This window comes from Peribacillus sp. NPDC060253, assembly GCF_042727425.1.
Lineage (GTDB): Bacteria > Bacillota > Bacilli > Bacillales > DSM-1321 > Peribacillus.
In genome coordinates, this window is the sequence record NZ_JBHXAS010000163.1 from 1 (window position 1) to 8,293 (window position 8,293).

Annotated in this window: 8 protein-coding genes; 7 read left to right on the top strand and 1 reads right to left on the bottom strand. The window is 39.2% G+C overall.

Going from position 1 to position 8,293, the window contains the following annotated elements:
* Window positions 1-304: 304 nt before the first annotated feature.
* Window positions 305-1,540: a beta-ketoacyl-ACP synthase II gene (gene fabF / locus ACFWE9_RS24435; protein ID WP_377359235.1), complete on the bottom strand. Its 1,236-nt coding sequence runs from the start codon at window positions 1,538-1,540 to the stop codon at window positions 305-307.
* A gap of 120 nt (window positions 1,541-1,660) precedes the next feature.
* On the opposite strand from fabF, the gene ACFWE9_RS24440 reads away from it, so the two are divergent.
* The 7 genes from ACFWE9_RS24440 (at window position 1,661) to ACFWE9_RS24470 (ending at window position 8,273) form a co-directional block, all read left to right on the top strand.
* Window positions 1,661-2,515: a helix-turn-helix transcriptional regulator gene (locus tag ACFWE9_RS24440; RefSeq protein ID WP_230162439.1), complete on the top strand. Its 855-nt coding sequence runs from the start codon at window positions 1,661-1,663 to the stop codon at window positions 2,513-2,515.
* 223 nt (window positions 2,516-2,738) lie between these two features.
* On the top strand, window positions 2,739-3,200 hold the full coding sequence (locus ACFWE9_RS24445; protein ID WP_377359238.1) for a GNAT family N-acetyltransferase: 462 nt from the start codon (window positions 2,739-2,741) through the stop codon (window positions 3,198-3,200).
* 572 nt (window positions 3,201-3,772) lie between these two features.
* Window positions 3,773-4,075 (top strand): TSUP family transporter, encoded by a 303-nt coding sequence (locus ACFWE9_RS24450; RefSeq protein WP_290370649.1) that lies wholly within the window; start codon window positions 3,773-3,775, stop codon window positions 4,073-4,075.
* Window positions 4,076-4,108: 33 nt separating this feature from the next.
* A complete protein-coding gene (locus ACFWE9_RS24455) occupies window positions 4,109-5,317 on the top strand; it encodes an FAD/NAD(P)-binding oxidoreductase (RefSeq protein ID WP_230162436.1) in 1,209 nt (402 codons plus the stop codon).
* Between the two features lie 63 nt (window positions 5,318-5,380).
* Window positions 5,381-6,811 carry an MBL fold metallo-hydrolase gene (locus tag ACFWE9_RS24460; protein WP_230162434.1) on the top strand — a complete coding sequence of 477 codons (1,431 nt, stop codon included), beginning with the start codon at window positions 5,381-5,383 and terminating at the stop codon, window positions 6,809-6,811.
* Complete coding sequence (locus ACFWE9_RS24465; RefSeq protein WP_230162432.1) at window positions 6,769-6,939, top strand: hypothetical protein; 171 nt, start codon at window positions 6,769-6,771, stop codon at window positions 6,937-6,939. Before ACFWE9_RS24460 ends, ACFWE9_RS24465 begins: the two co-directional genes overlap by 43 nt.
* Before the next feature lie 152 nt (window positions 6,940-7,091).
* On the top strand, window positions 7,092-8,273 hold the full coding sequence (locus tag ACFWE9_RS24470; protein WP_230162430.1) for a MalY/PatB family protein: 1,182 nt from the start codon (window positions 7,092-7,094) through the stop codon (window positions 8,271-8,273).
* Window positions 8,274-8,293 lie beyond the last annotated feature (20 nt).

Here is an 8,293-nt window from a genome sequence, read left to right on the forward strand (position 1 = left end):
TCATAAGGGAAATGAAAATTTCAGAGAAAGATATTGACATCCTATTAGCTGGTTTAGTTCTATTTAGAGGAAGTAAAAAAAGTCAAATCCTTTACGACGAGGAGATCGACTTTTCAGGTTGGATTCTCTTAACATATAAAATATCCGAAATGGCTGTATAGCATTGTTGCTGCCGTTCGTAAAAGGACACTTTTATGAAAAAGAAAAAAGCCCTTATATAGAAGAAAAAAGGGCTTTTTCGTATTTACTTTCCTATAAGACCGATTATGGTAACTAACTAAAAGTTCTCTTGAGGATCTTTAATTCACTCGTATTTTTTTAAAACGATAGCCGCATTATGACCTCCAAAACCAAATGAATTGGATAGACCAGTACTTATTTCCACTTTACGCGCAACACCTGGTACATAATCTAAATCACATAATGAATCAGGCTTTTCTAAGTTGATGGTTGGAGGAATAATTCCTTCCTTTAAACTTTTTGCCAAAGCAATTGCTTCCACGCCTCCAGCTGCTCCTAACATGTGACCAAGCATAGATTTATTAGCTGTTATTGGGATTTGATAAGCTTTTGATTCAAACAGTTTTTTTATGGCCAGTGTCTCAGATCGATCTCCGACTTCTGTACTTGTTGCATGAGCGCTAATAACATCAATCTCTTCAGGAGAAATTTTTGCATTTTTCAAAGCCATTTTCATTGCAAGATAGGCTCCTTTACCTTCTGGGTGTGTAGCTACCATATGATAAGCATCAGAACTCGCACCATACCCAATGACTTCTGCATAAATTTTTGCATCTCTACGTAAAGCGTGAGACAAAGACTCCAAGATTAAAATTCCTGCTCCTTCTGACATGACAAATCCATCTCGATTTACATCAAAAGGACGGCTAGCTTTAGTTGGATTATCGTTTCTCGTTGATAAGGCTGTAGCATTACCAAAACTAGCTAAAGATAAATCTGTTATAGCTGCCTCTGCTCCTCCTGCAAAAACGGCATCGGCTTCTCCAAAGCGAATAAGTCTGAATGCTTCACCAATAGCTGTATTTCCGATTGCACAAGCAGAAACAGGTGACATAGTAGGTCCCATTGCGTTCCACTTGATACTAATTTGGGCTGCGGCAGCATTTGAAATCATGGCTGGTACCAGGGTTGGACTAACTCGTCTTGGACCTTTCTCTCGAAGAGTATCCACATTATCAATCAATGTTTCAATTCCTCCTATCCCCGAACCAACATATACGCCAAGTCTTTCTAGATTGATATCATCAATATCTAAATTAGAATCAGTCCAAGCTTGTTCAGCAGCAGCCAAAGCAAATTGAGTAAAGCGATCTAGACGTCGTGCTTCATTTTTTCCTAAAATATCATCTGCATTAAAATCACGAATAATTCCTGCAATTTTTGCTTTATGATTGCTTACGTCAAATGTATCAATAGAGGAAATGCCCGACTTCCCTTCAGTCAGATTTCTCCAAAATTTTTCTACGTTGTTTCCAATAGGAGAGACTACTCCCATTCCGGTAATAACGACTCTTTCCATTTTTCATCACTCCAAATGAATAGTATACTTGTATTATACTTCGAGGTTATCCTATTACAAGTGAGTGTTTATCCTGGTATAATAACTACTAGGTTAAATGGTTATGATGGAGGTTTAGAAATGAATGATAAAACCAGACTTGAAGCTTTGTCTTCATTTTTAAAAACGAAGCGATCCCAAATAAAACCTGAATCTATAGGTATACCTGCTGGTACACGGAGAAGAACACCTGGCTTACGAAGAGAAGAAGTTGCACATTTGGCGGGAGTTAGTACTACTTGGTATACGTGGCTAGAGCAAGGTCGGGATATAAAGGTCTCTACAAGCGTATTGGATTGCATATCTACAGCTCTACAATTAAATAATGATGAACGAGAGTATCTATATGATTTAGCTTTAGAAGTGAAATCATCCATTATTCATCGAAAGAAGGATCAGCCAAAACTTAGTCCTTCTTTGGAAAAAATTTTAGCTGAGTTAACGTATTGCCCTACTATCATTACAGATCGACATTGTCATATTGTAGGCTGGAACAATGCTGCTGCTCATGTATTTTTAGATTTTGAACAACTCTCAGATGACCAACGAAATTTGATCCATCTAGTATTTACAAGAAAAGAATTAAAAGCATTAGCTGTGAATTGGGAGCATTTTGTTAAAGGATTTCTTGCCATTTTTCGTGCATATTATGGCCACTACTTAGGTGATGAATGGTATAACCTATTTATTAAAGAAATGAGTAATTCTCACCCAGAATTTCAATCTTTATGGCAAGAAAGTCAAGTGAGTAAAGCACCAGAAATGATGATTGAATTTAGACATGCTAAAGCCGGAAAGATGCTATTTAATTTAACGTCTCTCCAAGTCCAGGGGGACATGGACTTAAGGTGCAGTATCTATACACCAGTAGAGGGAACAGCTACAGAAGATAAATTAAAACGATTAATGAAAAAAATCTCCATTGAAAGTTCATAAACCAGCATATTTACTGTGCTGAAAAATGCCAACTAAGGTGTTTTTTCTTATTAAGCTTAAGGGTGCGTAGCTTAAGATCGGAACTGTCTTTAAGGCAGTTTTTTTCTTTATGGAACTATCGGGGGAGGTTAGTTCCATTAGGTAAATATAATAAGGAATTCCCTGAAATTACATAAAAAAGGGATTATTGTTCAAAATAGCGAAAGATAGATGAGGGATTGTTATGAAAATTAGTCAAACAAGAAATTTCAATTTGGTAGCTAAATTAAATAAATATGTGCACGATTTACATTCAAATTTGTATCCTAAATACTTTAAGGAATATAACTATGAAAATGTGAAGGAAGTTTTCAAAAGTCTGGTTAATAACGAAAGTTTCATTTTCCTTTTGTTAGAAGATAACGAAGAAGCTCTTGGCTATGCTTGGATAGAGATAAGAGAATATCCAGAAAATGCGTTTAAAAAAGGATATAAGTCTGTTTATGTACACCAGATTAGCATAGTGGAAACAAAGAGAAATAAGGGTTATGGTTCAAGTCTTATGGAATGTATATATGAAATGGCAAACGATCGAGGAATAGATTTAATAGAATTAGATTATTGGTTTGAGAACAATATTGCAAAGGACTTCTATAAAAAGCAAAATTTTATAAAGTACAGAGAATTTGTTTATAAAGAACTGTAATTCTTAATGAACTAACAGGAATTAGCTGAAGATCAGCCTAAAGAACATTGCATTAAAAAAGCCTTGATTCTATGAAATCTCAGGCTATTTTGGCAGCTTAAAGTAAGGGAGATTAATTTTGTGGCGACTAAAAGGCGCTTTATTTGAATAAGGTTGTTTACGTTAAATCGTTCTATATAACATTGGAGCGATTTTTTTCATTTCTATCAGAGGTAGTACATTAACAATGTTCTTGTACGCTTTTTCAGTTATACGAAATCTAAGAAAAATTCTTGTTAACTGGATAGGTTAGAGAATCACTTTATAGAAATAGCTTGAAGAATTTATCACAGATGCAAAAAAAATTCCTAGTCCTAGGAAGGCTTTAGGCTTGATGATAAAGGTTTTTTAATATGTAAGATAGTAAAATTGGGAATTTCCAAAGAGTGCAGTGTGCAAAACAAGCGGTTTTACAGGGGGAATTAATTGGCATGATTTTTGCTTGTATAAATGATAAGTACATAGAGATAGGAGGGAGAGATGAATCGCCAACTACTCGGATTTGTTGGTAAGAGTCTCAGGGCGGCGGATTTTTGATTGTTCCCGATTTAATTTTTGTAACAAGGATGCCAATGATTGCAGCAATTGGATCTTCTCTGGTATCTGTTGGCACATTTGGGCTTATGACAGCTATAAGCTATAGCTCATCTGGCCTTGTAAACTGGTGGATAATGTTCGAATTTGTTGGAGGGGGAGTTGTCGGCGGAACAGTCGGAGCTTGGCTGGCAGCCCGCTTAAGCAAACAGCAGCGTACGCTGCATTATGTATTTTCTGGTGTTGTTATGTTGGTCGCCAGTTACATGCTAATCATTAATGCTAAAGCGTTAGATTGGTGAGCTACTTTATAAAATTGAGATGAGGAGATTAGAATGGCAAATATAAAGAATGACACACATTACAAAATTTTGATTGTTGGAGGGGGCAGTGCCGGAATTACGGTTGCAGCTCGTCTCCTGCGTGAATCTCGCGATCTGAGCGGAAATATTGCCATCATTGACCCTGCGACGAAACATTATTATCAGCCATTATGGACACTTGTGGGAGCTGGCGAAGCTGACAAAACTGTGACACAAAGGGAGGAAGCATCGGTTATTCCGAGCGGAGCCGTGTGGGTACAGGATGCGATAACCACATTTCAGCCAGATGAAAATGCTGTTGTTACAGCATCCGGAAAGAAACTGCACTATGAATATCTAGTTGTCGCTGCAGGGATTCAAATTAACTGGCATGAAATCAAGGGATTAAAAGAGAGTATTGGAAAGAATGGGGTATGTAGTAATTACTCTTATGATTATGTTGATAGCACTTGGGAGGCGATCAGAAACTTCAAGGGGGGGACTTCCATTTTTACCAATCCGAACACGCCAGTAAAATGTGGTGGAGCTCCTCAAAAAATTATGTATTTGGCAGAAGATCATTTCAGAAAATCAGGGGTTCGGCACCAATCTTCGGTTATTTTTGTTTCAGGTAGCCCATCCATATTCAATGTGAAAAAGTATGAACAGGCACTAAATAAAATAATTGAACGAAAAGAAATCGAGACATATTTTATGCATCATCTCATTGAAATTGACGGTGACAAGAAGCGAGCGACATTTGAAAATCTGAACACAAAAGAGCGTGTGGATATGCAATATGACATCATTCATGTGGTACCACCGATGAGCGCCCCTGATTTTATCAAGAATAGTTCCCTAGCAGCTAGCAATGGTTGGCTGAATGTAGATAAATATACGCTGCAGCATGACCGCTTTGACAATATATTTGGCATAGGGGATTGCACAAACTTGCCTACTTCAAAAACAGGGGCTGCAATTCGCAAACAAGCGCCCGTGCTTGTGCAAAATTTACTTCATCGGATGCGTGCCAAACAAATGGTTCATAAATATGACGGATATACATCATGTCCACTTGTTACTGGATACGGGCGGCTTATACTGGCTGAATTCAATTATGATTTACAGCCGCAAGAAACGTTTCCTATCGATCAATCCCGTGAGAGGTTCAGTATGTATGTATTGAAGAAAAACTTGCTTCCCGTTATGTATTGGAACGGGATGCTTAAAGGTATGATGTAATAGCATTTCTGATAGGCATAACAGAACCAGAAGTAAGCAAGGCCCTTAAAAGGAGGATAATTTATGCTACTCAAGTATTTTTATGATGAGAAACTGGCTCAGGCTTCATACCTTGTGGGATGTCAGGCTACTGGCGAAGCGATCATTGTCGATCCGTCACGTAATATAGAACCTTACTTAAAAACGGCAAGAGCACAAGGTGTGCGGATCGTGGGTGTAACGGAAACACACATCCACGCAGATTTTTTGTCGGGTTCACAGGAGCTAGCTTCAAGGCTTGGGGCCACATTGTATTTGTCTGATGAAGGAGGGGAGGACTGGAAATATGAGTACGCAACTGGGTATGAATACTGCTTTCTAAGAAATGGAGATGTATTTTCCATTGGGAATATCAATTTTGAGGTGGTACATACACCAGGACACACACCTGAACATATATCGCTGCTCGTAACAGATGGGGGTGAATCGAACAAGGATCCGCTCGGCATATTTACCGGAGATTTTGTATTCGTCGGTGATGTGGGACGTCCCGACCTACTAGAAAAAGCCGCAGGGGTGCACGGTTCTTCAGGAAAAATGGCAAGCATGATGTATCGATCTCTGCAGCAGTTTAAAAACCTTCCTGACTATCTGCAAGTATGGCCAGGGCATGGAGCGGGCAGTGCCTGTGGAAAAGCACTAGGTGCAATCCCGTCGTCAACCATCGGATATGAAAAACGGACAAATTGGGCATTGCAATATGATAATGAGGATCGCTTTATAGAAGCACTGTTGGCCGGACAGCCGGAGGCACCTCCTTATTTTTCAATGATGAAGCGGTTGAATAAAGAAGGAGCGCAGCAAATTCGAAGGATGGCAACACCACATCATATGGAGGTTTCAATAGATATTGTACAGGAATGGACGGATCAGGGAATTGTCATTGATACGCGTCCGGCCAGTGAATTTGCCACCAAGCATATACGAGGGGTAATTAATATCCCTTATAACAAATCATTTGTAACTTGGGCGGGATGGTTGTTGGATTATGACCAGCCTATATATCTTCTAGCATGCAATGCGGATGTGGCAGATATGATAAATGATCTCCAGTCCATTGGATTGGATCGCGTCGTTGCAACAATGGAACCATATATCATTGAGCAAGCAGGAGAATCTGATTCCCGTGTTATGAAGTATGAAGAAGTAACAATGGACCAGATAGAAGGCACGATTCAAACAGAACAAATATATGTACTTGATGTCCGTAGCATGGGCGAATGGGAGGAAGGCCATATTCCCCAGGCAAGGCATGTAATGCTTGGTCATTTGAAGGAACAGGTACACAAAATTCCGCATGATAAACCAGTATTGGTTTATTGCAAAACCGGCGGAAGATCAGCGATCGCTGCAAGCCTTCTACAAGTTCATGGTTTTAAAGAAGTACAAAGTCTTGTAGGAGGTTATGAAGAATGGAGAAAACAGAAGAAGTTGAGACCCACCACAGATGCTTAATGAAATCTTTGAATTTTATCATCCATGCGAAAATACTTACCATAATTGCAAATGAGCTAATGCTTAGGATGAAAGAGTTTTTAAATAATGACCGCGGTATTAGGGAATTCAATCAAGAAATTCAATAAAAACAAGGAGATTATATAAGAGAAATGGGTTGGCATGACAATTGCATATATTCAGAGGCAAGTTACACAAGCAGAGGCAAGTTACACAAGCAGAGGCAAGTTACACAAGCAGAGGCAAGTTACACAAGCAAACATGAGAAGGAGAGATAGCGATGAAATATAATTTTGACCAAGAAGTCCGTCGACTGAACACTGACTGCGAAAAGTGGGATAATCTTGAAAATCATTTTGGCGTAAAGGATGTTATACCGATGTGGGTGGCCGATATGGATTTTCAGTCTCCACAACCTATCATCGAAGCATTAAAACAACGTGTGGAGCACGGAGTTTATGGCTACACGCTTAGACCGGACTCGTACATGGAATCCATTGTTGGTTGGCTGAAAAGAAGACATCGATGGTCCATTGAGAAAGAATGGATTACCCATAGCCCAGGAGTGATTCCAGCCCTATCGTTGGCGATTCAGTCCTTCACGCAGACAGGGGACAAAATAATAATCCAACCTCCTGTATACCATCATTTTGCCCGTGTGATTCAAGCGAACGGCCGTGAAATTGTAAACAACCCGCTTAAGCTTGAAAATGGGCATTATTCCATAGATTTTGCAGACCTAGAGGCAAAGATAGATTCAACGGTGAAAATGTTGATTTTGTGTAGTCCTCATAACCCAATTGGAAGGGTTTGGAGCAAAGAAGAATTGACGAGATTGGGACAGATTTGTATGAAGCATAACATTCTCGTTGTGGCAGATGAAATTCATTTTGACTTTGTTTATAAGACACATACTCACATTCCTTTTGCCTCTATATCAGAAGAGTTTGCCAAGCATTCTCTTACCTGCATTGCGCCAAGCAAAACTTTTAACCTGATGGGTGTACAGACGTCAAGTATCATTATTCCAAATCAACAACTGCGCGATAGGTATGATCGAGAACTTAATACATTATCCATTGGTTCGCCGAACATATTTGGTGTTGTTGCGTTAGAGGCTGCTTACCGACACGGAGAAGAATGGCTGGATCAGCTCCTTGAATATTTACAGGGGAATTTGGAGTTCACTCTGAGTTACTTCAGCAAAAACATTCCGCAAATCAAAGTCATCCAGCCTGAAGGCACATACCTTGTCTGGATGGACTGCCGGGAATTAGGATTTTCGGTTAAAGAAATGGATCAATTTATGTTGCAGAGAGCAAGGGTTGCAATGAATGAAGGGCACATTTTTGGTATGGAAGGTGAAGGGTTTATGCGACTTAATATCGCTTGCCCGCGTTCGATGTTGAAAAATGCTTTGGGTGGCATAGAAAAAGCTGTCTCCTCTTTGTGCAAAGCGTAGAAATTTATTTTATAATAAAT

What these genes read in the sequence shown, in the direction of transcription:
- fabF (WP_377359235.1), bottom strand. Translation starts at nt 1,540, where the DNA reads ATGGAAAGAGTCGTTATTACCGGAATGGGAGTAGTCTCTCCTATTGGA.
- ACFWE9_RS24460 (WP_230162434.1), top strand. Translation starts at nt 5,381, where the DNA reads ATGCTACTCAAGTATTTTTATGATGAGAAACTGGCTCAGGCTTCATAC.
- ACFWE9_RS24455 (WP_230162436.1), top strand. Translation starts at nt 4,109, where the DNA reads ATGGCAAATATAAAGAATGACACACATTACAAAATTTTGATTGTTGGA.
- ACFWE9_RS24470 (WP_230162430.1), top strand. Translation starts at nt 7,092, where the DNA reads ATGAAATATAATTTTGACCAAGAAGTCCGTCGACTGAACACTGACTGC.
- ACFWE9_RS24445 (WP_377359238.1), top strand. Translation starts at nt 2,739, where the DNA reads ATGAAAATTAGTCAAACAAGAAATTTCAATTTGGTAGCTAAATTAAAT.
- ACFWE9_RS24440 (WP_230162439.1), top strand. Translation starts at nt 1,661, where the DNA reads ATGAATGATAAAACCAGACTTGAAGCTTTGTCTTCATTTTTAAAAACG.
- ACFWE9_RS24465 (WP_230162432.1), top strand. Translation starts at nt 6,769, where the DNA reads ATGGAGAAAACAGAAGAAGTTGAGACCCACCACAGATGCTTAATGAAA.